The sequence below is a fragment of the Pseudomonas sp. P4_B3 genome (assembly GCF_056402295.1).
In genome coordinates this window covers 1-25,972 of sequence record NZ_JBFUHR010000027.1, presented here as the reverse complement: position 1 = coordinate 25,972, position 25,972 = coordinate 1, and the positions used below count along the sequence as shown (strand labels likewise).

Here is a 25,972-nt window from a genome sequence, read left to right as displayed (position 1 = left end):
GTCTCCTTGGGAGTTGTTGTTATTGACGTACTGAATTACCAAAGGGCAACGCTATAGCTCACCAGCAGACGCACTTCATCGGCATCGCGAGCGGAGTAGTTGGAACGGTAGGTGGCATTGCGCAGACGCACGGCGACATCCTTGAGCGCGCCGCTTTGTACAACATATTTAATCTCGCTGTTACGTTCCCACTCTTTGCCTTCGTCACCGTTCTTGAGCTTGATGTTGTCACCGCTCACGTAACGGCTCATGAAGGTGAGGCCGGGGACGCCGAGAGTGACGAAGTCGAAGTCATAACGCGCTTGCCAGGAGCGTTCTTCGGCCCCGGCAAAGTCGTTGATCTGCACGAAGTTCACCAGGTACGGGTCGGCGCCATCCACATACGGGAACGCGCTGTCGCCGGACATGTGCTGGTAGCCCGCGCTGAACTTGTGCCCGCTCAAGGCGTAACTCACCAGGCCGTTGAGGGATTTGTTGTCGATCTTGCCGCCACGGGCCTCGCCCTGGTCGTCACTGATGGCAAACCGCAGGTCGGAGCCAAAGGTGCCGGGACCGAATGGCTGCGAGGCGACCAAGCCGAGGAAATGCTGGTTGTAGACTTCATCGAGTTGCGCGAAGTGGTAGCTGCCGGTGATCTTGTCGGTGAGCTTGTAGTCCAGGCCGCCAAAGTCAAAGTGCTTGCCGGCCACGGTGCCAGCGAAACGGCCGTTCTTGTTGTTGAGGGCAATGTCCTCGAAGTCGGTGCTGTCGCGGTCCTTGGCTTTATCCAGACGCCCGCCGGTGAAGGTCAGGTTCTTGATCTCTTTGGAGGTCAGCATGCCGCCTTCAAAGGTCTGCGGCAGGATGCGCCCGTCGTTGGGCTTGAGGATCGGCAGTTCCGGAATCAGGGTGCCGATCTTCAGCTCGCTGGCGGAGATTTTCACTTTGCCGGTCAGGCCGAGCTTGGAGTATTCATCGACGGCTCGCCCATCGTCAGTCGGCAGCAGGCCGGTACCGGTGCGGTCAGGGCTTGAATCGAGCTTGACCCCCAACATGCCCAGCGCATCGACACCGAACCCCACGGTGCCGTCGGTGTAGCCTGATTTCAGATTGAGCATGAAGCCCTGGGCCCACTCGTCACGCTTGGACTGTTGGGCACTGGTACCGTCGCGATAATCGCGATTGAAGTACATGTTGCGGGTTTCGAAAGTGGCCGAGCTGTCGTCGAAGAATGCGGCCTGGCTCAACGGTGAAAAGCCGGCAAGGGCGGCAGCGCTGGCAAGCGCAGTGTGGCTGAAACGGGAGAGGCGGGCAGGCGCGATAGCCTGGGTCTGCAGGGACTGCATGGATGAGTTACTCCGTTTATTGTTCTTATTTGTCGAAAACGCTTCGAGGCGTTTTTCGTATCGCTGTGTGGCTGCAGCGACGGCAGTCGAAACTGTCCGTGGCTGGACTGTAACGGGCTAACCTTTCGCTAAGCTTTCAGCTGACTTTCACGGTTTTCGGGCTTCACAGCGGCGGTTGCGGCTGTAAACTTCGCGCCAGAGAATGGCGTCGACCATCCCGGAATGAGGTAAAGATCCATGCGTGTCCTGCTCGTCGAAGACCATTTGCAGCTCGCCGAAAGTGTCGCCCAGGCGCTCAAGAGCACCGGGCTGACCGTGGACGTTCTGCACGATGGCGTGGCAGCCGACCTGGCGCTGGGCAGCGAGGAATACGCCATGGCGATCCTCGACGTCGGCTTGCCGCGCATGGATGGTTTCGAAGTGCTGGCGCGTTTGCGGGCGCGGGGCAAGAACCTGCCGGTGTTGATGCTGACCGCCCGCAGCGACGTCAAGGATCGGGTCCACGGCCTGAACCTCGGCGCCGACGACTACCTGGCCAAACCGTTCGAACTGACCGAGCTCGAAGCCCGGGTCAAAGCCTTGTTGCGCCGCAGTGTGCTGGGCGGTGAACGCATTCAGCGTTGCGGTGTGCTGGCCTATGACCTGGAAACCCGGCGTTTCACCCTCGGTGAAGAATTGCTGACCCTGACCTCCCGCGAACAGGCCGTACTCGAAGCCCTGATCGCGCGCCCCGGTCGGGTGATGAGCAAGGAGCAACTGGCTTCTCAAGTATTCGGCCTCGATGAAGAGGCCAGCCCCGATGCGATCGAAATCTACGTGCACCGTCTGCGCAAGAAGCTCGACGGCCAGCCGGTCGCTATCGTGACCTTCCGCGGCCTCGGTTACTTGCTGGAAAGCCGCGATGCATAAGCCCAGCAGCCTGCGCTGGCGGTTGCTGTGGAACCTGGCGCTGTTGCTGGTTGTATTGATGCTGGCCAGTGGTTTGAGCGCCTACTGGAACGGGCGCGAAGCCGCCGACACGGCCTATGACCGGACCCTGCTGGCCTCGGCGCGGACGATCGCCGCCGGCGTCTCCCAGCGCGACGGCACCTTGAGTGCCGACGTGCCCTACGTGGCCCTCGATACCTTTGCCTACGACAGTGCCGGGCGAATTTTCTACCTGGTCAACGACATCAATCAGAAGCTGATTTCCGGTTATGAAAACCTGCCCGCGCCACCGCCGGGAACGCCGCGCACCGATGACTATCCGGCGCTGGCACGCTTCTACAACGCCCAGTATCGCGGGCAGAACGTGCGTGTGGTGAGCCTGCTCAAACCCGTGAGCGAGCCGAACATGAACGGCATGGCGGAAATTCGCGTAGCGGAAACCGATGAAGCGCGGGTGAGCATGGCCCGCAGTCTGGCGACAGATACTTTGCTGCGCCTGGGCATGCTGGCGGGTGGGGCCTTGATGTTGGTGTGGTTCGCGGTGAGTGCCGCGTTGCGCCCGCTGGAGCGCTTGCGCACAGCGGTGGAAGAGCGCCAGCCGGACGATCTGCGCCCCTTGCCGTTGGTGGAAGTGCAGCGCGAATTATGGCCACTGGTGCGCGCGCTCAATCACTTTACCGAGCGCTTGCGCGGGCAGTTCGAGAAACAGGCGCAGTTCATTGCCGATGCCGCCCACGAACTGCGTACGCCATTGGCAGCACTCAAGGCGCGACTGGAACTGGGCATGCGCTCGGCCGAGCCCGATACCTGGCGCAGTACTTTGGAGACCGCCGCCCAGGGCACTGATCGCTTGACCCATCTGGCCAATCAGTTGCTGTCCCTGGCACGGGTTGAAAATGGCGCCCGGGCGATTGCCGAGGGTGGCGCGCAGTTACTCGACCTCAGTCAGTTGGCTCGGGACCTGGGCATGGCCATGGCGCCGCTGGCCCACAAGCGCGGCATCGCGCTGGCGCTGGAAGCGGATGAACCCGTCTGGTTGCGGGGCGAGCCGACATTATTGAACGAACTGCTGAGCAATCTGGTGGATAACGCACTGGCTCACACGCCACCGGGTGGCAACGTGATTTTGCGCGTCTCGGCGCCCGCAGTGCTGGAAGTCGAAGATGATGGCCCCGGCATTCCTCTTGAGGAGCGCGATCGGGTATTCGAGCGCTTTTACCGACGCAATCAGCAAGTGGCCGGTTCAGGGTTGGGGTTGGCGATTGTCGGTGAGATCTGCCGCGCGCATCTGGCGCAGATCAGCCTGCATGACGGTGAGCACGCAGGGTTGAAGGTGCGGGTGAGTTTTGTCGCCGGAGAGTGATGGGGCTTGTTCTGGCCCCATCGTCGGAACGCCGCCCGGAGCAGGCTCGCTCCCACATTGGATCTATGCAGCACCACAAATCCCTGTGGGAGCGAGCCTGCTCGCGAAGGGGGCGGCGCGGTTTTGGGTCAGTAAAACATCGTGCGTGTTTCTTCCAGGTCGGCGCACATCGTCTCGTCGTCAAAGTCGATTCCGAGTGCCTTGTAGGCCGGTACATTCAACGCATCGGCACGGGCGAGCGGGTGGTCGGTGTCCTGCAGGCAATACAGGCTGGCCACCTGCACCAGATCCACATAGTCGACCTGCGCAGACTGGCGCTTGAAGTTCAGGTATAGCTGCGGCACTTGCACCAGCATGTCGGGAAATTCCCAGACCCTGAGCAGTTTTTCGCCGATCAGCGGATGAATCTGGTCGATCACATGGTTGAGGCTAACCGGGTCGGACAGCAGCTCATAGTGATCTTCGGCGTAGGTCAGGATCGGCAGCACGCCGATCTGATGCACCAGCCCGCCAAGGGCCGCCTGATCGGGCTTGAGTCGGGTATGGCTGCGGCACAGGGCGTAGCTGACACCGGCGATTTCCAGGCTTCTACGCCAGACATCGCGCATCTTCTGTTCCACCACGTCGGAGCGGGCATGGAAAATCTGCTCCATGACCAGGCCGATCGCCAGGTTACAGCTGTAGTTGATGCCCAGGCGGGTGATCGCGGTATGCAGATCGGTCACTTCCTGGGTCGCGCGCAACAGTGGGCTGTTGACCACTTTGATCAGGCGTGCCGACAGCGCGGTATCACGGCCGATCACTTTGCTCAGGGTACTGACGCTGACTTCCGGGTTTTCCGCGGCCTTGCGAATCTGCAGAGCCACTTCCGGTAACGTTGGCAGAACCAGGTCATCGTTATTGATGGCCTCAACCAAATCCTTTTGGACCTTTTCCGCCAGTTCGCTCATTTAGTCTCTCTAGGTGTCGCGCCAAGTGCTGCCGTTATTGCTGGATTTCGCGATCGCGGTCCAGTTCATAAGGCAGGTCGAGCAGCTGCAGGGACGGCCCTTCGAGCGCGCCCAGGTGGATGTCCCCACTGTCTGCTGCTTCGGCTTGCAACACCGCCAGGAGTTCAATGTTTTGCTCGGCGCGGGCAGCCAGCACCACTTCGCCGATGGAGCTGCCGTGGGTTGGGGAAAACAGCGCGGTACCCGGTTCAGGCAACTCGCTGGCAGCCAGTTGCAGGCGATACAAGCGGCGCTTGAGTTTGCCCAGGTACTGCATGCGCGCGACGATTTCCTGCCCGGTGTAGCAACCTTTCTTGAAACTCACGCCACCGACCGCTTGCAGGTTGAGCATCTGCGGGATGAACAATTCGCGGGTACCCGGCATGACCTGGCCGATYCCTGCGCGGACCTGGCCCAGCAGCCATTGATTCAGATCGCCTTCGCTCAGCACCGCCGACAGCTTGCCTTTGACCGCATCGGCTTGACTGGCGGCAACCCACAGCTCGGCGCGGTCAGGCGAGACACGGATGGCGATCAGCCCATCGTTGCGCACGACGCTGTCGGTTTCTGCCAGCAGGTCCAGACCGAGGCTGACCAGCGCGGCGTCGCCAAGGTCAACGCCGAAGCGGACCCAGGCGGCACTTTCGTCGGTCAGTTTCGACTTGGAAAACACCGCGTATTTTTTCAGGTCCGCCAGTTGCGGCTCGAGCAATTCGGTGGCCATGGCCAAGACCACGCCGTCACCGTCGAGCAGGATACGGAAACTCGATTGCATCCGGCCTTTTTGCGTGCAGCGGGCACCGAGGCTGGCCCGGGAATCGCTCAGGTAGTTGAGGTTGCAGGTCAATTGGCCTTGCAGGAATTTGCTGGCGTCCGCGCCGCGGACCGCGAGAACACCTTCATGAGAAAGCGTGCAGAAAAAAGCAGAATCGGCCATGGGTCATCGCAGGGTAAAGAGTCTGGCGGACATCATAAGGGGGCGCCTTCGAAATGGGTAGTTCACAAAGGCTCATCGGTGCCCGACCAAAGCCGACTGTTCGACGCGGCGCGGGCCTGTATACTTGCGGCCTATTTGAGGAGCGCTCCATGGTCGAAGATGTTGAACTGAACCGCCTCTACTGGCACAGCCGCCGCGGCATGCTTGAGCTTGACGTGTTGCTGGTGCCGTTTGTGAAAGAGGTTTACCCGCACCTCAGCGAGGTTGATCGCGCCTGCTACGTCAGGTTGCTCGAATGCGAAGATCAGGACATGTTCGGCTGGTTCATGGAACGCAGCGAATCCGAGGATCCTGAACTGCAACGCATGGTTCGCATGATCCTGGACCGTGTCCAGCCCAAGTAATTCGTTCGAATGCCGCTGGCATGCCTCACGGCAGTTGCTGGCGGCGTATCTTCTGGCCCAGCTGTTCGCGTTGGGTTCGTTGTTTTTACTGTCAATTCCGCTCTGGGCCAGCACGCTCGGCGTCGTGTTGTGCGTGGCTCACGGAGTCTGGCTGTTGCCCCGGCAGATCTTGCTGACGCACCCACAGGCGTTTTGCGGCTTGCGGCGCGATGCCGATGGCTGGCAGTTGTGGAGTCGGGCCAAGGGTTGGCAGCCCGTGCAGCTAAGGCCGGACAGCCTGGCGCTGCCGTTGGTGGTGGTATTGCGTTTCCGTTTGCGTGGAGAGCGCCGGGTCAGGGCTATTTGCGTGCCCCGGGATGCGCAGGCGGCGGATGTGCACCGACGCCTGCGGGTCCGGCTCAAGTTCAGCCGACGTAGGTGGGCGGCACCAGAATAGTGTCCAGCGCGACCGGCAGCAGGTTCGGGTAGTCGAGGGTGTAATGCAGGCCACGGCTTTCCTTGCGCTCCATGGCTGACAGAATCATCAGCTCGGCCACTTGAGCCAGGTTGCGCAGCTCGATCAAATCCCGGCTGACCTTGTAGTTACTGTAGAACTCGTCGATTTCATCCAGCAACAGTCGCACGCGGTGTTGCGCCCGTTGCAGACGCTTGTTGGTGCGCACGATGCCAACGTAGTCCCACATGAAGCGCCGCAATTCATCCCAGTTGTGCGCAATGATCACGTCTTCATCGGAATCGGTGACCTGGCTCGCATCCCAGGCGGGAAGGGGGACTGGCATCGGAATCCGGGGCAGCTGTTCAAGAATGTCCGCGGCCGCCGAGCGAGCATAAACGAAACATTCCAGCAGCGAGTTGCTGGCCATGCGGTTGGCGCCGTGCAGGCCGGTGAAACTGGTTTCGCCAATGGCATACAGACCCGGCACGTCGGTGCGACCCTGTTGATCGACCATCACACCACCACAGGTGTAGTGCGCTGCCGGGACCACCGGAATCGGTTGCTTGGTGATGTCGATGGAAAATTCCAGGCAGCGTTCGTACACCGTCGGGAAGTGCGTCTTGATGAAGGCTTCGGGTTTGTGGCTGATGTCCAGATACACGCAATCGACACCCAGGCGCTTCATTTCATGATCGATGGCCCGGGCGACGATATCCCGTGGCGCCAACTCGGCCCGAGGATCGAAGCGCTGCATGAAGCGCTCGCCGTTGGGCAGCTTGAGGTGGGCACCTTCGCCTCGCAGGGCTTCGGTGACCAGGAAACTCTTGGCTTGCGGGTGATACAGGCAAGTAGGGTGGAACTGGTTGAATTCCAGGTTCGCCACCCGGCAGCCCGAGCGCCAGGCCATGGCGATGCCATCGCCGCAGGCGCCGTCAGGGTTACTGGTGTACAGGTAAACCTTGGCCGCACCACCGGAGGCGAGGATCACAAAGCGGGCGCCGTAGGTGTCGACTTCGCCGGTGCCGCGATTGAGCACATAAGCGCCGAGGCAGCGATCACCTTCCAGGCCCAGGCGTTTCTCCGTGATCAGGTCAACCGCCACCCGCTGTTCCAGCAGTTCGATGTTCGGCCGTTTCCTGGCCTGGTCGAGCAGGGTTGTGAAAATGGCTGCACCGGTGGCATCGGCGGCGTGGATGATGCGCCGATGGCTGTGACCGCCCTCGCGGGTCAGGTGGAACTCGAACCCGCCATCTTCGTTACCCGACTGTTCATCGCGGGTAAAGGGTACGCCCTGGTCGATCAGCCACTGAATGGCTTCCCTGCTGTGCTCGACAGTAAAGCGCACGGCGTCCTCATGGCACAGGCCGCCGCCGGCATTGAGCGTGTCATCGACATGGGATTCAACGGTATCGGTGTCATCCAGCACGGCCGCAACGCCGCCCTGGGCCCAGAAAGTCGAGCCATTGGCGAGGTTGCCCTTGCTCAGTACGGCAATGCGCAAATGACCGGGCAAGGTCAGCGCAAGGCTCAAGCCGGCAGCACCGCTGCCAATTACCAGAACATCGTGTTGAAACTGTTGGCTCATTTCAGGATTCCGCTCAAAGCGACCCGGGTCGGGGGTGGCGCAACTGGACTGTCGAGTCAAGGCAGCCGCACAGCCCACTAGTATATAGAGGGGGGGAGCGGCACAATACCCGAGCTGGCATGGCATTGTGAAACTACCGTGACGCAAAACATCGGTCGCTTCGTCGGATGTTTTTCTGCCCGTTGGGCGCGAGAATGACTGTATCGCCGATTTAACAGTCTTTTTCCCTTCACGGTTGCACAATGTCAGGTCGGCGCGGCTATAAATATTTGGAACTTTTGCCAAAGGGCCAAGATCAATAGACGGTTGCCTGAAACAAGGGACAGTGTCGGCTTCAGTGGAGGATTGCAGTGCGATCCTTGCCGAAGAATCCGATGACAAGATTATCCGCGCAGCCGGGTCAACTCGTGCTGCGCTTTTCGTGCGTGCCAAATCAGAGCCCGCAGGAAACTTGCCTGGAGGGGGAGAACTTTTGCGAAAAGCCCGAGTCTATGTTTGCAAGTCTGGTGGTTTACTTCTGCAAGCCTCCTCCGAGCTCATCGAGGAGTGTTCATGCTAACCCAGGAAGAGGATCAGCAACTGGTCGAGCGCGTTCAGCGCGGCGACAAGCGTGCTTTCGATCTGCTAGTGCTGAAATACCAGCACAAAATTCTCGGGTTGATCGTGCGTTTCGTGCACGACACCCATGAAGCCCAGGATGTGGCACAAGAAGCCTTTATCAAGGCGTACCGTGCACTTGGAAATTTTCGCGGAGACAGCGCGTTTTATACGTGGCTTTACCGCATCGCCATCAACACGGCGAAAAACTATCTGGTTTCACGCGGCCGTCGGCCGCCGGATAGCGATGTCAGTTCCGAGGATGCAGAGTTCTACGATGGCGATCATGGCCTCAAGGATCTCGAGTCGCCAGAACGGGCTTTGCTGCGGGATGAGATCGAGGGCACCGTCCATCGAACCATTCAGCAACTGCCGGAAGATTTGCGTACGGCTTTAACTTTACGTGAGTTTGATGGTCTGAGTTACGAGGACATTGCGAGCGTCATGCAATGTCCGGTAGGCACCGTGCGCTCCCGGATCTTCCGCGCCCGGGAGGCCATCGACAAAGCCCTGCAGCCGTTGTTGCAGGAAAACTAAAGACAGCGGCGACAGCCAAGAGAGGAACGCCATGAGTCGTGAAGCCCTGCAGGAATCGCTGTCCGCAGTGATGGATAACGAAGCGGACGAATTGGAATTGCGTCGGGTATTGAATGCCTGTGACGATGTTGAAACCCGTGAAACCTGGGCTCGTTATCAGATCGCTCGGGCAGTGATGCACAAGGATCTGCTGCTTCCACGTCTGGACATCGCTGCGGCTGTTTCTGCTGCCCTGGCTGACGAAGCCGTACCGGCAAAACCTTCCCGTGGTCCATGGCGCAGCCTGGGTCGTCTGGCGGTCGCAGCTTCCGTGACCCTGGCGGTGCTGGCCGGTGTGCGTCTGTACAACCAGGATGAGATCGCCGGCGTCGAACTGGCCCAGCAATCCAATCAACCCGAACTGGCCGTTCCTCAAGTAAAAGGCCCTGCTGTTCTGGCAGGCTACAAGGAGAGTTCGCAAGCTACCGGCCCAATGGCCAATGGCGTTTTGCAAGGTCAGCCAGGCTGGCACGACCAGCGTCTGCCAGGTTACTTGCGCCAACATGCACAACAGGCTGCACTGAAAGGCACTGAGAGCGCTCTGCCTTACGCTCGTGCCGCAAGTCTGGAAAACCGTTAAGGAGGATCATGCGCGCCATACCTCTACTTTCGCTTCTGCTCAGCGGCTGGTTCATTGTTCCAGCCCAAGCCGATGATGCCCAGGACTGGTTGAGCCGCCTGGGTCAGGCAGAGCAACAGCAAAGCTTTCAGGGTACTTTCGTCTACGAGCGTAACGGTAGTTTTTCTACCCATAACATCTGGCACCGCGTCCAGGATGGAAAGGTCCGCGAGCGATTGATCCAGCTCGACGGTTCCGCTCAGGAAGTCGTTCGCATTGATGGGCAAACTCAATGCGTCAGCGGCACACTGATAGCAGGGCTTGGGGACTCACCCAACTCCGCTGCCCGTGCACTCGATCCTCAGAAGCTCAAGAATTGGTATGACCTCGCCGTCATTGGCAAGTCGCGTGTCGCCGGGCGTTCGGCGGTGATCGTATCGCTGACACCCCGTGATCAACACCGCTACGGTTTTGAACTGCATCTGGATAAAGAAACCGGCCTGCCTCTGAAGTCTTTGCTATTGGACGACAAGGGGCGGTTGTTGGAGCGCTTCCAGTTCACACAACTGGATACCGCTGACGTTCCTTCCGAAAAAGACCTGCAGGCCAGTAATGATTGCAAGCCAGTCAATCTCGAAAGTGACAAGGCTTCTGCCGTCAAGTCTGCCCAGGTCTGGCGTTCCGACTGGTTGCCGCCCGGCTTCGAGTTGACCAGCAGCACCGCTCGCAAGGATCCGGAGACCAAAACCCAGGTCAATAGCCTGATGTATGACGATGGTCTGACGCGCTTTTCGGTATTCCTCGAACCGTTGAATGGCGCAACCGTCACCGACACCCGCACTCAGTTGGGGCCGACCGTTGCGGTTTCCCGGCGCTTGAGCACGGCACAGGGTGAGATGATGGTGACCGTCGTCGGTGAGATACCGGTCGGTACCGCTGAGCGGATAGCGCTTTCGATGCGTACCGACGCCGCTGCAACCAAGCAGTGAGCTGAATTCGAAATGTTTCGTGAGCATTTCAATTTGCAAAAAAACCGTAAATTTCTTATAGGTCAGAGCCCCTCGGCTCTGGCCTTGTTTGTTGTTCCCGGAACAAAAATACCGGCGTATTGTTCCCGGTGTTCCTTGCTCCATATCGCTTAACCCTGCTCGTCGTAACGGGAGCCGTATGTCGATACCACGCTTGAAGTCTTACCTTTCCATTATTGCCACTGTGCTGGTGCTCGGTCAGGCGGTCACCGCCCAAGCGGTCGAGTTGCCTGACTTTACGCAATTGGTCGAACAGGCCTCGCCTGCAGTCGTGAACATCAGTACCACGCAAAAGCTGCCGGATCGCAAAGTCAGCCAACAAATGCCCGACCTCGAAGGCTTGCCGCCAATGTTGCGCGAATTCTTCGAACGGGGCATGCCGCCACAATCGCGCTCACCTCGCGACCGACAGCGCGAGGCAACGTCCCTGGGCTCGGGTTTCATCATCTCTACTGATGGTTATATCCTGACCAACAACCACGTGATCGCCGATGCTGACGAAATCCTCGTCCGCCTGGCTGATCGCAGCGAAATGAAAGCCAAGCTGATCGGTACTGATCCACGTTCCGACGTGGCGCTGCTGAAAATCGAAGGCAAGGATCTGCCAGTGCTCAAGCTCGGTAAATCCCAGGACCTGAAGGCTGGCCAATGGGTTGTCGCGATTGGTTCGCCATTCGGCTTTGACCACACGGTGACCCAGGGCATCGTCAGTGCCGTCGGTCGCAGTCTGCCGAACGAAAACTATGTACCGTTCATCCAGACCGACGTACCGATCAACCCGGGTAACTCGGGCGGCCCGCTGTTCAACCTGAACGGTGAGGTGGTCGGGATCAACTCGCAGATCTACACCCGCTCCGGTGGCTTCATGGGTGTGTCGTTTGCAATCCCGATCGACGTGGCCATGGATGTTTCCAATCAGCTGAAATCCGGTGGCAAGGTCAGCCGTGGCTGGCTGGGTGTCGTGATTCAGGAAGTGAGCAAGGACCTGGCCGAGTCGTTCGGTCTGGAGAAGCCGGCGGGTGCGTTGGTTGCTCAGATCCAGGATGATGGCCCGGCTGCCAAGGGTGGTCTGCAAGTCGGCGACGTGATCCTGAGCATGAACGGTCAGCCAATCGTTATGTCGGCCGACCTGCCGCACCTCGTTGGCGCATTGAAGGCTGGTGCAAAAGCCAATCTGGAAGTGATTCGTGACGGCAAGCGCAAGAATGTCGAACTGACCGTCGGTGCAATTCCGGAAGAAGGCAAGGAGATGGGCGCCGAGCCAAAATCCAGCATCGAGCGCAGCAGCAATCGCCTCGGTGTTTCCGTGGTCGAGCTGACTGACGACCAGAAGAAAACATACGACCTCAAAGGTGGTGTGGTGATCAAGGAAGTGCAGGACGGTCCTGCCGCTCTGATCGGCTTGCAGCCGGGTGATGTGATCACCCACCTGAACAACCAGGCCATCGGTTCCACCAAGGAGTTCGCGGACATCGCCAAGGCGCTGCCAAAGAACCGCTCGGTGTCGATGCGGGTACTGCGTCAGGGGCGAGCGAGCTTCATCACCTTCAAACTGGCTGAATAACCCGGTTGTTGGTTGAATGAGAAACCGCCTCGAAAGAGGCGGTTTTTTTTGTCCGGACTTTTTTTCTCCGGGGGCGTCAGCCCATCATGTCCTTGATCATGCGCTCTTGTTCCATCAGCTCACGTTGCCGTGCGTCGATCCGCGAAGACAGCGGGAAGTTCGTGCCGGCCTTGCGTTTGGCGAAGTCCAGTTGCTGAATGGCCTGTTTGTAGTCCCCGACCAGCGCAAAATACTCGGCACGAGCCTGATGCAGACCGATGATATTGCCCGACAGGCCGCGCGTCTCGGCAACCTGATACCACACGTCCGGATCATCCGGACGGGACTTGAGCAGGCCTTCGAGGGCTTTCTCCGCATCGGCAGTACGGTTCTGCTTGAGCAGCAGGTCGACTCGCACTTGGTTCAGCGGGTAGTTGCCAGAGTATTGGCCCATCAACCGGTCAACCCGGGACTGGGCATCCGTCAGGCGATTGTTGGTGATATCCAGATCGACCTGAGCCAGGTTGTAGATGATTTCGTTGGGTGACTTGGCCAGCAACTGCTTGAGGTTTTCCCGTGCTTCGTTCAGTTGGCCGCCCTTGATCTGGGCGATCGCCAAGCCGTAGCGTGCTACGTCGTTTTTCGGGTTCTCGTCGAGCTGGGCGCGGAAGCGCTTGGCACCGAGCCCCGGGGTTTCTTCATAGATCAGTTGGACGCGTGCGCGGATCAGTTGATAGCGCATGCTGTCTTCGATACCTCCCTTTGGAAACTGTTCGGCGCGGTTGCGGGTGTCGGCGATACGCGATTCGGTGACCGGGTGAGTCAGCAGAAATTCCGGTGGCTTGGCATCGTAGCGGTACTGACGCCCCAGGCGCTCGAACATACTGGGCATCGAGCGGGGATCGTAACCGGCCTTTTCCAGATTGAGGATGCCGATACGGTCGGCTTCCTGCTCGTTCTGCCGGGAGAATCGCCGCTGTTCCTGGATGGCTGCGGCCTGTGTGCCGGCAATGGCTGCAATCCCGGCGTTACCGCCACCTGCGGCTGCCACCACGATACCCGCCAGCAATGCAGCCATCATGGGTACTTGCATGCGTTGCTGCGCTTCGACGCCCCGGGCAAAGTGGCGTTGCGACAAGTGAGCCAGTTCGTGCGCCAGTACCGAAGCGTATTCGCCTTCGGTCTGGGCGTAGAGGAACAAGCCACCGTTCACCCCGACGATCCCGCCCGGCGCGGCAAAGGCGTTGAGCTGCGGGCTGTTGATCAGGATGAACTCCAGGCGCCGGTCAGTGACCTGGCTGGTCTCCAACAGTTGGTAGACGCTGGATTCCACGTAATTCTTGAGTTGCGGATCGTTGAGCTGTGAAACCTGACTGCGCAACATGGCCAGCCAGGCGCGGCCGAGCTGGTATTCCTGTTGCGGTGAGACAATGGCAGAACTGGCGTCGCCGAGTGACGGCAGGTCGTCGGCGAAGCCCGGTGAGGCGAGCAGGCAAGCGAGCGTCAGCAGGGTAGGGCGCAAAAATGTCATGCACAAAGCCTTAGTCGACAAAGATCTTACTGTAGCCGGACACCGGCGTTGCGACCAGATATTCTAGGCAACTCAACCACCTGACCCGGAGTGATGCAATGACCGACGCTGTAGAGCATGACGTTGAACTGGACGCCAGTGGCCTGAATTGCCCGTTGCCGTTGCTCAAGGCCAAGATGGAGCTCAACCGGCTGGCCAGTGGTGCGGTGCTCAAGGTCATCGCCACCGATGCAGGTTCGCAGCGCGACTTTCGCACCTTTGCGCGATTGGCCGGTCATACCCTGCTTCGTGAAGAAGATGACGCGGGTGTTTACCGCTACTGGTTGAAAAAAGCCTGAAATCGGCTGCGTTTGCTCCTAAGGATTATTGATGTTCAAAGTGTTACGCGACTGGATTCAGCGCTATTTTTCCGATGAAGAAGCGGTGGTGCTGGCTGTCCTGCTGTTTCTGGCGTTCACCGTCGTGCTGACCCTGGGCGGTATGCTGGCGCCGGTGCTCGCGGGCATGGTGCTGGCGTATCTGATGCAGGGGCTGGTGGTGACCCTCGAGCGCCTGCGGGTGCCGGGTTGGGTCGCGGTGGGGCTGGTCTTTGCGTTATTCATGGGGTTGTTGCTGGTATTCATCGTGGTGGTCGTGCCGTTGCTCTGGCACCAACTGATCACGTTGTTCAACGAGTTGCCCGGCATGCTTGCCAAGTGGCAGTCGCTGTTGTTGCTGCTGCCCGAACGCTATCCGCATCTGGTATCCGATGAGCAAGTGCTGCGGGCTATCGAAGTGGCGCGGGGCGAAATCGGCAAGTTTGGTCAGTGGGCGCTTACGTTCTCGCTATCGAGCCTGCCATTGCTGGTGAACATCATGATCTATCTGGTGCTGGTGCCGATCCTGGTGTTTTTCTTCCTCAAGGATCGGGCCATGATCGGCCAATGGGTTCGCGGTTACCTGCCCCGTGAACGGGCGTTGATCACCCGGGTCGCCCATGAAATGAACCGGCAGATCGCCAATTACATTCGCGGCAAGGTCATCGAAATCTTCATTTGCGGTGGCGTGACCTACATCGCCTTCGTTGTTCTTGAGCTCAACTACGCGGCGCTGCTGGCACTGCTGGTGGGGATTTCGGTGGTGGTGCCTTACGTCGGCGCCGTGGTGGTGACCGTGCCCGTGTTTCTGATTGCGCTGTTCCAGTGGGGCTGGAGCGATCAGTTCATATACTTGATGGCGGTCTACGGGATCATTCAGACGCTGGACGGCAACGTGCTGGTGCCATTGCTGTTCTCGGAGGCGGTCAACCTGCACCCGGTGGCGATCATCTGCGCAGTGCTGCTGTTTGGCGGGTTGTGGGGCTTCTGGGGGGTATTCTTTGCAATTCCCCTGGCGACGCTGTTCAAGGCAGTGCTGGATGCCTGGCCGCGCAAGGAGCCGGAGGTGGCGCCATTGCTTTAGATTGTAAAAAGATCGCAGCCTGCGGCAGCTCCTACAGAGAAATGCGTAATCCTGTAGGAGCTGCCGCAGGCTGCGATCTTTTAAAGGTCAGGCTTTATTCAGGTCTTGAGCGGCAGCCAGCACCGCATCAACATGCCCCGGCACCTTCACGCCGCGCCATTCCTGACGCAACACGCCTTTGGCGTCGATCAGGAAGGTGCTGCGATCCACGCCCATGTATTCCTTGCCGTAGAGCTTTTTCAGCTTGATCACGTCGAACAGCTGGCAGATGGCTTCCTCCTTGTCGCTGATCAGCTCAAAGGGGAATTCCTGCTTGCATTTGAAGTTCTCGTGGGATTTCAGGCTGTCGCGAGACACACCGAACACTTCGGTATTGGCGGCCTTGAACGCTGCATACTGATCACGAAAGCCTTGCCCCTCGGTCGTGCAACCCGGCGTGCTGTCCTTGGGGTAGAAGTAGATCACCACCTGCTTGCCTTTCAGGCCAGCGAGGCTGACGGTGTGCCCGCTGGTGGCGGGGGCTTGGAAATCGGCAACCGGTTGGTCGATGGCAACGGCCATGAAAGCTTCCTTACATTGGGTTCTGTGGGCGCCAGGGTTCGATCAGGGCATCGAGGTTCAGCGCGTCGGCAAAATCCAGGAACTGATCGCGCAGCCAGCTGATTTGCACGCCGGCCGGCAAGGTCACGGTAAACGTGGCGTTGAGCATGGTGCCGCCGGTCTGCGGAGCCTGGTAGGTGTCGCAGGTCAGGTTTTCCAGCTCGACATTGTGGTCCATGAAGAACTGGCACAGCTCGTTGATGATGTCCGAGCGGTAGGCCGAGCTGACATAGGCGACGTACGGCAGGGCCTGGGGGCGATTTTCCAGGGCCGCGCTACGCACCACGTTGACCGTGAACGCATGCCGCTTGGCCAACACTGGCAGGCTGCCTTCCAGGCGTGCCAGGGCATCCCAGCTACCGGAGATTTCCAGTACCAGCGCACTGCATTCGCCATGGCGGGTCAGGCGAGAGGTGACAACGGCGCAGCGGTTTTCATGGCTGGCGCGGCACAGGACGTTGGTCAGCTCCATGGGGTTGGCGCCGAGGGCACTGATAACAAGGAATTGTTCGCGAACTGTGGGGGTGGACATGCAGCATTCCTAAAGCGATGAGCGGTCGATACGTCAAAGGGCTGATTTATCGGGAGCGAGCCTGCGGATGCGAACTCAGAAAGCCCCAAGTGACAGGTTGCGACATGCTCCGGCAGGGCGGGAGCGAGGCGTGGCAACGCTGGATCAGGGCTTGTGATGCCGAAAATGGAGGCTGAAACCCGACGGACGAGCTTGTCTGTACCGATCAAAGTCTGAAGGGTAGCGAAAACCGGCGCCAAGGGGAATGGCGGCAGCACAGTACTTCGCTTGTGCAAGCATCTTGGCGCCAGTACCATTACGGCTCTCTTTTTCCGGCAGGAGCGGTTTCATGATTGCGGGCAGTATGGTGGCACTGGTCACACCCATGGATGCACAGGGGCGTCTTGACTGGGACAGCCTCAGCAAACTCGTGGACTTCCACCTTGAAAACGGCACCCATGCCATTGTCGCCGTCGGCACCACCGGCGAATCGGCAACCCTCGACGTCAACGAGCACATTGCAGTCATCCGCGCTGTGGTCAAGCAGGTCAATGGCCGCATTCCGGTGATCGCCGGCACCGGCGCCAATTCGACCCGCGAAGCTGTCGAATTGACCCGTAACGCCAAGGAAGCCGGCGCCGATGCCTGCCTGCTGGTAGTGCCGTACTACAACAAGCCGACCCAGGAAGGCCTGTACCTGCACTTCAAGCACATCGCCGAATCGGTCGACATCCCGCAGATTCTCTATAACGTTCCCGGCCGCACCTCCTGCGACATGCAGGCCGAAACCGTGATCCGTCTGTCCACCGTGCCGAACATCATCGGTATCAAGGAAGCGACCGGCGACCTCAAGCGCGCCAAGGCCATCCTCGACGGCGTGAACAAGGACTTCATCGTCCTTTCCGGCGATGATCCTACCGCGGTCGAGCTGATCCTGATGGGCGGCAAGGGCAACATCTCCGTCACCGCCAACGTCGCGCCGCGTGAAATGGCCGATCTTTGCGAGGCCGCCCTCAAGGGGGATGCCGAGACTGCACGGGCAATCAACGAAAAACTGATGCCGCTGCACAAGGACCTGTTCATCGAAGCCAACCCGATTCCGGTGAAGTGGGCTTTGGTTGAAATGGGCCTGATGCACGAAGGCATTCGCCTGCCGTTGACCTGGCTGAGCGCACCTTGTCACGAAACGCTGCGCAAGGCCCTGCGCCAGTGCGGCGTCCTGGTTTAATTGAGGAAGTACAACGCATGAAGCGAATGGCCGGACTTTCCGCACTTGCCTTGATTATCTCCAGCACCAGTGGCTGTGGATGGATCTGGGGCCCGGAAGGTTATTTCCGTGACCGTGGTAGCGATTACCTGGAAGCGCAACAGACTGCACCGATGCAAATACCGCAGGATGTCCGTACCGCCAAGCGTCTGGATCCGCTGTTGCCGATCCCGCGCAACGTGGCCGATGACACCGCCAAGGGCGAATACGTTGTTCCTCGTCCTCAGCCGCTGACGGCGGGTGCCGACGCCAGTGCCTACTCCCTGCAGAAGAGCGGCGGCTCCAGCTCCATCCTGGCTCAGAACCCGCCGGCCGAAGTCTGGCCTGTGGCCGTTCAGTTCTTCCAGGACAATGGCTTCCGTCTGGATGAACAGCGTCCGCAAACCGGCGAATTCTCCACGACCTGGCAGCATTCCGACGAACTGTCCGCCGCCATGGGCAAACGCCTGAGCGCGGCCGGCGTCAGCACGGACAGCGAAACCCGCGTGCGGGTGCGCATCGAGCCGGGTGTGCAGCGCAACACCAGTGAAGTCTATGTGGTCAGCGCCGAGCGTCCTGCCGGCAGCACCGCTGATGTGGCCTTCACCAACCGTTCGGTCAACACTGGTCTGGACGCGGCACTGGTCGACGATATGCTCTCGAGCATGAGCCGTATCTCGGAGAAGGGCGGTTCGGTTTCCATGTTGGCTTCACGTGATTTCGACGCGCCTAGCCGTGTCAGCCTGAGCGAAGACGGCAGCGGCAACCCTGTGCTCAACGTCGGTACCGACCTGGATCGTGCCTGGTCGAGCGTCGGTCGTGCGCTGGAACAAGGCGAATGGCGTGTTGAAGACATCAACCGCAGCCTGGGCCTGTACTACATCAACCTGGCCGAAAAAGCCGAGAAGAAAGACGACAAGCCAGGCTTCTTCAGTAGCCTGTTCGGCAGCGCGCCGAGCAAGGAAGAGCTGGATGCCCGCGCCGAGCGTTATCAGGTTCGCCTGAGCAAGGTTGGCGAGAACGTCCAGGTCACCGTCGAGAAAAACATCAACACCGTGGCGCCGCCAGATGTAGCGCGTAAAGTGTTGAGCAAGATTCAGGACAACCTGGGCTGATCCTATGCGTTTTGCCGTTCTCGGCAGCGGTAGTCAAGGGAACGGCACGCTGATAGCCAGCGCTGATACGTATGTATTGGTGGATTGTGGTTTTTCCCTGCGGGAAACCGAAAAACGCCTGCTGCGCCTGGGTGTGAACCCTGCGCAGCTGAGCGCGATACTCGTGACCCACGAACATGCCGACCACGTGCATGGCGTGGGTTTGCTGTCTCGGCGCTACAATCTGCCTGTCTACCTCAGTCGCGGGACGTTGCGCGGGATGCGCAAACCGATTGAACCCGCAGGCTTTCTGGCTGGCGGCGAACAGCTGCAAATCGGCGACTTGAGCATCGGTGTCATTGCCGTGGCCCACGATGCACAAGAACCGACGCAATATGTCTTCAGTGACGGTGAGCGGCGCTTCGGCCTGTTGACCGACCTGGGGTCGTATTGCGACAAGGTGCTGGACGGCTATCGGAACCTCGATGCGTTGATGATCGAGTCCAATCACTGCCGTGACATGCTGGCTCGTGGTCATTACCCGTACTTTCTCAAGCAACGGGTAGGCGGTGAATTGGGACATTTGAATAACCACCAGGCGGCATTCCTGGTGGCCGAGCTGGGCTGGAAAGACCTGCAACACCTGGTCCTGGCCCATCTGAGCAGCAAGAACAACCTGCCGCAGCTGGCCCGGCAATGTTTTGTCGACACCCTCGGGTGCGACCCGGACTGGCTGCAACTGGCCGATCAAGATTCAGGGCTCGACTGGCGACACATCGCCTAGCCCATCTACTTAGCAAGCGGAGCCCATCATGGAAAAACGTGAAGAACTCTACCGCGGCAAAGCCAAATCGGTTTACAAGACCGACGACGCTAACCGTCTGATCCTGCTGTTTCGCAACGACACCTCGGCGTTCGACGGCAAGCGCATCGAACAGCTCGACCGCAAAGGCATGGTGAACAACAAGTTCAACGCCTTCATCATGCAGAAGCTTGAAGCTGCTGGCGTGCCGACCCAATTCGACAAGCTGCTGGGCGACAACGAATGCCTGGTGAAGAAGCTCGACATGATCCCGGTCGAGTGCGTCGTGCGTAACTACGCCGCTGGCAGCCTAGTCAAGCGTCYGGGTGTCGAAGAGGGCATGAAGCTCAACCCTTACACCTTCGAGCTGTTCCTGAAGGACGATGCCAAGGGCGACCCGTTCATCAACGAATCCCACGTCGTGGCTTTCGGTTGGGGGACCGCCGAGCAGCTGGTTCGCATGAAAGAGCTGTCGCTCAAGGTCAACGAAGTCCTGAGCAAACTGTTCGACGACGCCGGCCTGCTGCTGGTCGACTTCAAACTGGAATTCGGCGTGTTCCACGATGGCTCCATCGTGCTGGGCGACGAATTCAGCCCGGACGGCTGCCGTCTGTGGGACAAGGCGACCGGCAAGAAAATGGACAAGGACCGCTTCCGTCAGGGCCTCGGTGACGTCATCGAAGCCTACGAAGAAGTCGCCAATCGTCTGGGCGTACCGCTTTAACCGACGCAAGCATCTGAAAGCACAGAAATATTTCGCTTAGGGGGTTCGCTTCCGGCGAAAGTGTTGTTATGATGCGCGCCGTTGGAGAGATGCCAGAGTGGCCGAATGGGACGGATTCGAAATCCGTTGTACCTTCACCGGTACCTAGGGTTCGAATCCCTATCTCTCCGCCATTATTGAATAAGACTAAGCCCCTGAAATGGTTAAACATTTCAGGGGCTTTTTCGTTTCTGTTGGTTTGGTTAGGGCATTTTTAGGGCATTTAACTAGCCTTGAGGGCCGGCGTATGCCGTTGTGTGCCGTCCGATTTTCTTCGTGTTGCAGATTTTTCTATCTCGGTTTGGTCTAGCATGATCGCAGGCTGGCACCACTGTGCCGGATCTGGGCGTTGATCACTGGACTGAAATCTGGAGAAGGGAAATGCCAACAGTTATAGAAAAGTTGACCATCGCATTGCTTTGTGACCTTCATAAAAAGCTGGAAGTGGAAAGCCGGTTCGATCTGAGTCTGGTAACCCAGGCAGTTGACGATGACGACATGTGGGTCTTGGGGTGGGCCTATTCGAATACGTTCCCTGAAATCGAAACACCGCCAGAGGTCGTTTTCGTAGGAAACGTTTTTGATATGTTTTCTTTCATTGGGCGAGGATATGAAGCGTTGTCTCCCGATGATAGGGCGAAGGTCGACGGATCAAGTGAGCATGTGGCCGCCTGGTTAACCTTCTCCGGATACGACGGCAATAACGAGGGCAGGTACCGTAGTCTCGCTGAGACTATGGTTAATCGCTTGGATCGATACGTAAATTTCAAAGATGTCGCGAACCAAAACTCTCACTGCCCAATGGTCGGTGTTTACTCCCGTATGTTCGCTGCGTTCGAGCCGATTCGCGAGACAGTAATAAGGCGGGAGATGACTGCCGATGAAATCATTCGGGTTGTGAGCGAGGCTATTCATCCCAACAATCGTTAGTACCTGCTTATTTAACTTGGGGAGACATACTCCCCAAGTATCAGTTTTGGCGAAACCCCAACATTTTCGACACGATACCCGCCATGCTCTTGGTGTCCCTCGGTATCCATCTTCCGTAATGCTTTCTCACCATCGTTGTATCGGCATGACCGAGTTGCCGGGCCACCCATTCGACCGGGACATAGCTCGACAGCATCTGGCTGGCGAAGGTATGACGACATTGATTCGCCCCGCGGTGGCTAACCTCTGCCTTTTTCAGATGGGCGGTAAACCAGTTGCTCAAAGTCTTGCCGCTCCAGAGCAGTCCGCTGGTGGAGCTGCGGAAAAGGAACCTGACTTTCATTTTTTTTGACGTGATGTTGTCGCGCTGGATAACGGTGATCTCAGCGGTAGGCGCTTCCTTGGTGGCGGCGACAATCTCCCGCATCAGTTCGAGGGCGGGGTCTATCAGCTCGACGACTCGTACCCTGGAGCGTTCTTTGGGGACTTTGAATTCTCCGACGACCAATGCCCGACGGACGTGTACCAGGCCGGCCTCAAGATCGATGTCTTCGACGGCGAGCCCAATTAGTTCGGATAGCGACAGTCCGGCCCAGCAGTTGAACTCGATCATTCTGGCGTCAGCCCGTCGGTCCGGGTCCGCTTTGCCAATCAACTCGATCTCGGTGCGGCTGAATGGATCGGCATGCTCCAGGTCGACGTCCGATCCGACGTTGCTGATCCTGTCGAGCGGGTTGGCTTTCAGGATGCCGTCGCCGAAGGCATCAGCCCAGACCCCACGGACGACAGTGAAAATGTCGTTCACTGTCTTCGGAGCTAGGCCTTGCTTGAGTAACTGTGCTTGAAACAACTCGATGTCGCTCTTATTGGTATCGACGATCCGGCGTTTGCCGAATTTGTTCTCGACGTGCACGGCCTTGCTTACGTAGTTGACGACCGTGCTCGAAGCTTTGAGCGCGCGTTGAACCTCCAGCCATCGATCGATGCCTTCCTTTACAGTGCGCTTGAGCGATGGGCCGCCAGTTCCGGTGAACATGGCGGCCCTGGGCGAGTTGGGGAAGTGGGCTGCATAGTCGAAGCGGCCCTCCTTGATTTCAGCAAGGATGGTGCGGCGCTTGTTGTCAGCGTAGGCGATCGCGGCCTTGTTTACTTTCGAGATCCCTTCCAATGGTTCCCGGCACCGTTGGCCGTTGAAGATGAACCATATGCGCAACTGCTTACCGTTCATCTCCACGCCGGTCGGCATCTTGTCGATCAAGGATGTGCCGTGAACCCCGCGGCACTGAAGTTTGCATTTTACCAGGTCGCGCTGAAGGCGCTGGCCTGAACCTTTCCCAGCACCCGAGGCAACAAAATATGCAACTGATTAGTAATTGGAAAGATGCTTTGAAGATGTCCAGCGTTCAGGCTGGCGGTGCGATTGCAGCGCTGGGTATTGCTGAGCAGCTGCTGCCTCAGCTGCAGGCGGTACTGCCTCCTGCAGCCTACGGCGTTCTGGGCATACTGGTGATGCTGGTGATGCTGGCACGGGTGATCCTGCAGCCCAAGCTGAGTAACTAGGGAGGGACTGGCGCGAGCTCAAAAAATTGTCGCCATCACCGATGCCGGTGACCAAGAATTGATCGCCCTGGCTGCGTGTCAGGGATACGTCAAGCAAGTCTCTAAAGCGAAGTGAATGCGTGCGCAGCCGGTTGAGCGGCGAGTGGTGGGGGCTGCGTTTCGAACAAATTACATCTACACCTGTAGCATCGAAGTATTAGCTTTGTGCGGATAGAGTTTTTTTCGCAAAGAGACTAAATTAATCTTAGAGAGAATAAATATTAGGTTTTTTTTGGGGGGGGGGAGATGGCATTTCCGATTTTAGAAGCATTGCCAGCAATACATGCAACACTTATTGGTATCGTAGGTGCGTTGTATTCGGTGTTTGTGATGTATGGTTATCAAAAAATTCAAGAGGCCAACGATGTATTTCGCGAATTGATTGCTTGGGTTGAGAAATACACCTCGCCTTCTCATTATATTGGTTTTGATAATCCTGGTTTGATTGATAAAAATGGTGGGCTGAGTTGGGAGGGTATCCGTAAAACGCTCAAAAAGGCAAAGTTGATATTTCCAATGTATGAAGGAAGGTCTATTGGAGAAACAATTGAGTCGCAGGATGATGAGGTAATTGTTGAGGCGTGTCACGAGTTTATTAATATGCTTTATGTGGTTTCGGTTTCTTATCCGTTTTCCGGAAGGCCTATAGTTCAGTCAGCGGAGAACCTATCAATTGATGTCCGAAATAAAAAAGAAGATGCTTTCACGGAAGAGCGGCTGCTTTCTGTAAGATGCATAGTAGTTGGGTTAATGATTTTTTGGGGGAGGTATAGCGATTCTGTTTTGGAGTTGGCTTCACGCTGTGAAGAGGTGGAAGGTCGTAAAGAACTGGACGCTCTTTCTCGTATGCATGAGCCTATGTTGCAAAAAATAGCAGCTATGGGGTATGCAGATAAGGCAGCTGAATTGCGGGTGCAACATGTAAGTCCTAGAGAAAAATTTGGTTACTCTAGAATAATCGTGGACTTCTTTGAGCGTATTAAAGGGTTTGAGACGGAGGTTGTTCCAAAACTTGATGCGTCGTTGAGGGTTTTACGGCTTTACAATGGAAGATTTAAAATACGGGAGCGCTCTAAAGTTATGTTGTTTGTCGGGGGCGCTATTTTGTTTTTTGGCGTGATTGTTCCCTTGCTTTTACTTCATGCCAACTCTGCATGGCAACAGCCATGGAATCGAAATTTAGATGTAGCGCTTCTTGTCATCACCATGGCTCCATATTTTATTGCTATGAAATGGCTTTGGGGTTTGCTCGACTCTAGCGATTTTTCATAGTAATGATGCCTGACACTCATCCGCAGTGAGATAGGTACTTCTTCCCTGGGTGGTTTTGGGTAATTCCAACCAACGCCATATGATGCCAAGGGTTACCGTCAATCGCTTTGCCAACACCGCCCTATGGTCCTGCAATTCGGGACTGTAGGGCTTTTTGCGTTAGTACTCCAACACAATCGGGGTATGATCAGCTGATGAACCAGTATCAAAAATAATCTGTGGCTCAATCGGGGATAGGGGATGTCAAAGGACTGGGTCGAAGAGCTAATGCAACTCATATGCGTACGTGATCTTCCGTTGGGAAGCATCCGTTCTGCTCAGCGGATGAAGCATTGTCACTTTCCATCCTCACTGTACAAGTACCGAGAGGTCAATGAGTACTCGTTACGCAATCTAAGAGATTCGACGCTTTATCTGACTTTTGCGAGCACATTTAACGATCCTTATGACTCCGCTGTGGATTTTGATCCTCACTTCGGAATGACGCATGCCGAGTTGTTTTTGGATCGAATGGAAGGGGTTTCTGCGGCGCGTCGCATAGCGATTCTGAGCGCAGAAGATCCGATGTTGGAAGTGATGAGATATTTCCACAATCAAACGAAGGAGGTGGAGGGCGAGCTTAGTGAAGAAGAGTTAGGTCGACTTGCTGCGGTGATGAAGAATAACCACGCGGGCTTCATCGCCAAGGTCGTCAATGAGATGAACAGTAGGCTTCAGAACTCTTACAAAATCTGCTCGCTCACCGAGCGACTGGACTCGTTGCCTCTTTGGGCTCACTACGCCAAGAATCACAAGGGGTTCGCGATGAGGTATGACTTTCGACGCTTGCCGCTCGAAAATGTGCTCGGCCTATCGTTGTGGCCTGTCAAATACAGCGGCGTTTTCAATGCCTCGGATTTACTTCGAGGGATAGAACCAGGGCAGCCGTTCAACAATTTGTTTGGATTGATCGCCGCACTTCACAAGTCGTCTGATTGGTCATACGAGCAAGAGTGGCGACTGGTCGTAGTAGATGGCTCGAGCGAACCCCCAAGAAATTTTTCCGCGCCGTTACAGGCTGTTTATCTCGGTTCTCAAATAAGTGAGGAGGATGAGAGCTCGGTTGTTCGAGAAGCTCTCGTAGCTGGGGTTCCAGTTTTCAAAATGCGCTTGGTTCCGCACGAGTTTCGCATGGAGGCCGTGCCTCACGACCGGTAGCGTGTGGCAAGGTGCTGGGGCTGGGAGTGGTTAGCAATCGTGAGGCTTGCCGAAAGCACCAGAGATCTCTGAGCCGTGTGCGGCTCAGCGCTGCGAATGCGGGAACGGTTTAGGGCATATCTAGGGCAAACTCAGGGCCGCCACAGGCCGCACCATGCTTCAGCGAGATTGATAAAGCGCCATCTTTTCCGGCCTAGAGCGGACCAGAGGGAAGCCTGAAGGGGTTCGAATCCCTATCTCTCCGCCATTATTGAACAAGACTAAGCCCCTGAAATGGTTAAATATTTCAGGGGCTTTTTCGTTTCTGTCATATTGATCAGGGTATTTCGTGCCCGGCATGCCGGGCTAGTCCGTTCCGGCCCCTGCATTCTCGACGCGATACCTGCCATTCTCTCGGGATCCTTGAGTATTCATTTGCCGGAGTGTTTTCTCATCGTTGTTGTGCCTGCATGTCCAGGCGACGTGGTTTGGGCTCTCTGCTGCCCCGATGCCTTATATAGACGCTGGAGGTTTTCATGGTGGCAACCCCGGGCGCTTTGGTAAGGAAGAAGAATTTTCAGGTGGAGGGGTTGACCACGTATTTTAATACTGTACTATTCGCCTCCCGCTAACGAGCAGCTTGATGTTGTTCTTGGCTTAAGTAGTTGATTTTGTTGAAAAATCAGAAACTTTTAAGGTTGCAAATTGAAAAGATGCGCTGTAAGATGCGCACCTCGGT

At 57.5% G+C, this 25,972-nt stretch carries 26 protein-coding genes, 1 tRNA gene and 1 pseudogene; 20 read left to right on the top strand and 8 right to left on the bottom strand.

Annotated elements, in window-relative coordinates:
• Positions 1 to 35 precede the first annotated feature (35 nt).
• Positions 36 to 1,325: an OprD family porin gene (locus AC1DWG_RS26300; RefSeq protein ID WP_477765116.1), complete on the bottom strand. Its 1,290-nt coding sequence runs from the start codon at positions 1,323 to 1,325 to the stop codon at positions 36 to 38.
• A gap of 237 nt (positions 1,326 to 1,562) precedes the next feature.
• On the opposite strand from AC1DWG_RS26300, the gene AC1DWG_RS26295 reads away from it, so the two are divergent.
• Entirely contained in the window at positions 1,563 to 2,234 is a 672-nt protein-coding gene (locus AC1DWG_RS26295) for a response regulator (protein WP_007979804.1), read from the top strand.
• On the top strand, positions 2,227 to 3,615 hold the full coding sequence (locus tag AC1DWG_RS26290) for a sensor histidine kinase N-terminal domain-containing protein (protein ID WP_477755588.1): 1,389 nt from the start codon (positions 2,227 to 2,229) through the stop codon (positions 3,613 to 3,615). Before AC1DWG_RS26295 ends, AC1DWG_RS26290 begins: the two co-directional genes overlap by 8 nt.
• Before the next feature lie 128 nt (positions 3,616 to 3,743).
• Here AC1DWG_RS26290 and AC1DWG_RS26285 read toward each other — a convergent pair whose 3' ends face one another.
• On the bottom strand, positions 3,744 to 4,565 hold the full coding sequence (locus tag AC1DWG_RS26285; protein ID WP_477755589.1) for an HDOD domain-containing protein: 822 nt from the start codon (positions 4,563 to 4,565) through the stop codon (positions 3,744 to 3,746).
• Positions 4,566 to 4,599: 34 nt separating this feature from the next.
• Complete coding sequence (gene ygfZ, locus AC1DWG_RS26280) at positions 4,600 to 5,541, bottom strand: CAF17-like 4Fe-4S cluster assembly/insertion protein YgfZ (protein WP_477755590.1); 942 nt, start codon at positions 5,539 to 5,541, stop codon at positions 4,600 to 4,602.
• A 149-nt stretch (positions 5,542 to 5,690) separates the two neighbouring features.
• On the opposite strand from ygfZ, the gene AC1DWG_RS26275 reads away from it, so the two are divergent.
• Together AC1DWG_RS26275 and AC1DWG_RS26270 are read left to right on the top strand one after the other, a co-directional pair.
• The gene (locus tag AC1DWG_RS26275; protein ID WP_477755591.1) at positions 5,691 to 5,945 is read left to right on the top strand and encodes an FAD assembly factor SdhE; all 255 of its coding nucleotides are present in this window, start codon (positions 5,691 to 5,693) and stop codon (positions 5,943 to 5,945) included.
• Positions 5,929 to 6,381: a protein YgfX gene (locus tag AC1DWG_RS26270; protein WP_477765117.1), complete on the top strand. Its 453-nt coding sequence runs from the start codon at positions 5,929 to 5,931 to the stop codon at positions 6,379 to 6,381. The genes AC1DWG_RS26275 and AC1DWG_RS26270 overlap by 17 nt, the downstream gene beginning before the upstream one ends.
• Here the strand turns inward: AC1DWG_RS26270 and nadB are convergent.
• A complete protein-coding gene (gene nadB, locus AC1DWG_RS26265) occupies positions 6,350 to 7,966 on the bottom strand; it encodes an L-aspartate oxidase (protein WP_477765118.1) in 1,617 nt (538 codons plus the stop codon). The genes AC1DWG_RS26270 and nadB overlap by 32 nt on opposite strands.
• Positions 7,967 to 8,518: 552 nt before the next feature.
• Here nadB and rpoE point away from each other — a divergent pair.
• The 4 genes from rpoE to AC1DWG_RS26245 all read left to right on the top strand — a co-directional run bounded on the left by rpoE (position 8,519) and on the right by AC1DWG_RS26245 (position 12,290).
• Entirely contained in the window at positions 8,519 to 9,100 is a 582-nt protein-coding gene (rpoE, locus tag AC1DWG_RS26260; protein WP_003172477.1) for an RNA polymerase sigma factor RpoE/AlgU, read from the top strand.
• 31 nt (positions 9,101 to 9,131) lie between these two features.
• A complete protein-coding gene (locus AC1DWG_RS26255; protein ID WP_477765119.1) occupies positions 9,132 to 9,719 on the top strand; it encodes a sigma-E factor negative regulatory protein in 588 nt (195 codons plus the stop codon).
• 8 nt (positions 9,720 to 9,727) lie between these two features.
• Entirely contained in the window at positions 9,728 to 10,687 is a 960-nt protein-coding gene (locus AC1DWG_RS26250; protein WP_477765120.1) for a MucB/RseB C-terminal domain-containing protein, read from the top strand.
• 178 nt (positions 10,688 to 10,865) lie between these two features.
• The gene (locus AC1DWG_RS26245) at positions 10,866 to 12,290 is read left to right on the top strand and encodes a DegQ family serine endoprotease (protein WP_477760580.1); all 1,425 of its coding nucleotides are present in this window, start codon (positions 10,866 to 10,868) and stop codon (positions 12,288 to 12,290) included.
• Positions 12,291 to 12,366: 76 nt separating this feature from the next.
• Here AC1DWG_RS26245 and AC1DWG_RS26240 read toward each other — a convergent pair whose 3' ends face one another.
• On the bottom strand, positions 12,367 to 13,800 hold the full coding sequence (locus AC1DWG_RS26240) for a M48 family metalloprotease (protein WP_477765121.1): 1,434 nt from the start codon (positions 13,798 to 13,800) through the stop codon (positions 12,367 to 12,369).
• A gap of 98 nt (positions 13,801 to 13,898) precedes the next feature.
• Between AC1DWG_RS26240 and AC1DWG_RS26235 the strand changes: the two genes are divergently transcribed.
• Positions 13,899 to 14,138, top strand: coding sequence for a sulfurtransferase TusA family protein (locus AC1DWG_RS26235; protein WP_007996208.1), 240 nt, complete (start codon positions 13,899 to 13,901; stop codon positions 14,136 to 14,138).
• 31 nt (positions 14,139 to 14,169) lie between these two features.
• Entirely contained in the window at positions 14,170 to 15,240 is a 1,071-nt protein-coding gene (locus AC1DWG_RS26230; RefSeq protein WP_150756240.1) for an AI-2E family transporter, read from the top strand.
• An 87-nt stretch (positions 15,241 to 15,327) separates the two neighbouring features.
• Here the strand turns inward: AC1DWG_RS26230 and AC1DWG_RS26225 are convergent, their stop codons facing one another.
• Positions 15,328 to 15,801: a peroxiredoxin gene (locus AC1DWG_RS26225; protein WP_477765122.1), complete on the bottom strand. Its 474-nt coding sequence runs from the start codon at positions 15,799 to 15,801 to the stop codon at positions 15,328 to 15,330.
• Positions 15,802 to 15,811: 10 nt separating this feature from the next.
• Positions 15,812 to 16,372, bottom strand: coding sequence for a glycine cleavage system transcriptional repressor (locus AC1DWG_RS26220; protein ID WP_007979776.1), 561 nt, complete (start codon positions 16,370 to 16,372; stop codon positions 15,812 to 15,814).
• A gap of 328 nt (positions 16,373 to 16,700) precedes the next feature.
• Here AC1DWG_RS26220 and dapA point away from each other — a divergent pair, with 328 nt between their 5' ends.
• From dapA to AC1DWG_RS26190, 6 genes are all read left to right on the top strand, one after another.
• Positions 16,701 to 17,579, top strand: a complete 879-nt coding sequence (dapA, locus tag AC1DWG_RS26215; RefSeq protein ID WP_477765123.1) for a 4-hydroxy-tetrahydrodipicolinate synthase — start codon at positions 16,701 to 16,703, stop codon at positions 17,577 to 17,579.
• Between the two features lie 17 nt (positions 17,580 to 17,596).
• The gene (bamC, locus tag AC1DWG_RS26210) at positions 17,597 to 18,712 is read left to right on the top strand and encodes an outer membrane protein assembly factor BamC (protein WP_477765124.1); all 1,116 of its coding nucleotides are present in this window, start codon (positions 17,597 to 17,599) and stop codon (positions 18,710 to 18,712) included.
• A gap of 4 nt (positions 18,713 to 18,716) precedes the next feature.
• Positions 18,717 to 19,475, top strand: a complete 759-nt coding sequence (locus AC1DWG_RS26205; protein ID WP_477765125.1) for an MBL fold metallo-hydrolase — start codon at positions 18,717 to 18,719, stop codon at positions 19,473 to 19,475.
• A gap of 28 nt (positions 19,476 to 19,503) precedes the next feature.
• Complete coding sequence (gene purC / locus AC1DWG_RS26200; RefSeq protein WP_477788552.1) at positions 19,504 to 20,217, top strand: phosphoribosylaminoimidazolesuccinocarboxamide synthase; 714 nt, start codon at positions 19,504 to 19,506, stop codon at positions 20,215 to 20,217.
• Between the two features lie 83 nt (positions 20,218 to 20,300).
• Positions 20,301 to 20,390, top strand: a tRNA-Ser gene (locus AC1DWG_RS26195).
• 247 nt (positions 20,391 to 20,637) lie between these two features.
• Positions 20,638 to 21,186, top strand: a complete 549-nt coding sequence (locus AC1DWG_RS26190; protein WP_477788551.1) for a YfbU family protein — start codon at positions 20,638 to 20,640, stop codon at positions 21,184 to 21,186.
• A 40-nt stretch (positions 21,187 to 21,226) separates the two neighbouring features.
• Here the strand turns inward: AC1DWG_RS26190 and AC1DWG_RS26185 are convergent, their stop codons facing one another.
• Positions 21,227 to 22,444: an Arm DNA-binding domain-containing protein gene (locus AC1DWG_RS26185; RefSeq protein WP_477788550.1), complete on the bottom strand. Its 1,218-nt coding sequence runs from the start codon at positions 22,442 to 22,444 to the stop codon at positions 21,227 to 21,229.
• 98 nt (positions 22,445 to 22,542) lie between these two features.
• On the opposite strand from AC1DWG_RS26185, the gene AC1DWG_RS26180 reads away from it, so the two are divergent.
• From AC1DWG_RS26180 to AC1DWG_RS26165, 4 genes and pseudogenes are all read left to right on the top strand, one after another.
• Positions 22,543 to 22,746 carry a DUF7940 domain-containing protein gene (locus AC1DWG_RS26180; protein WP_477788549.1) on the top strand — a complete coding sequence of 68 codons (204 nt, stop codon included), beginning with the start codon at positions 22,543 to 22,545 and terminating at the stop codon, positions 22,744 to 22,746.
• Between the two features lie 10 nt (positions 22,747 to 22,756).
• Positions 22,757 to 22,861: pseudogene (locus AC1DWG_RS26175) on the top strand (lysis protein); the annotation flags it as partial.
• Positions 22,862 to 23,031: 170 nt separating this feature from the next.
• On the top strand, positions 23,032 to 24,057 hold the full coding sequence (locus AC1DWG_RS26170; protein ID WP_477788548.1) for a hypothetical protein: 1,026 nt from the start codon (positions 23,032 to 23,034) through the stop codon (positions 24,055 to 24,057).
• Between the two features lie 240 nt (positions 24,058 to 24,297).
• Complete coding sequence (locus AC1DWG_RS26165) at positions 24,298 to 25,254, top strand: DUF2971 domain-containing protein (protein ID WP_477788547.1); 957 nt, start codon at positions 24,298 to 24,300, stop codon at positions 25,252 to 25,254.
• Positions 25,255 to 25,972: the final 718 nt, after the last annotated feature.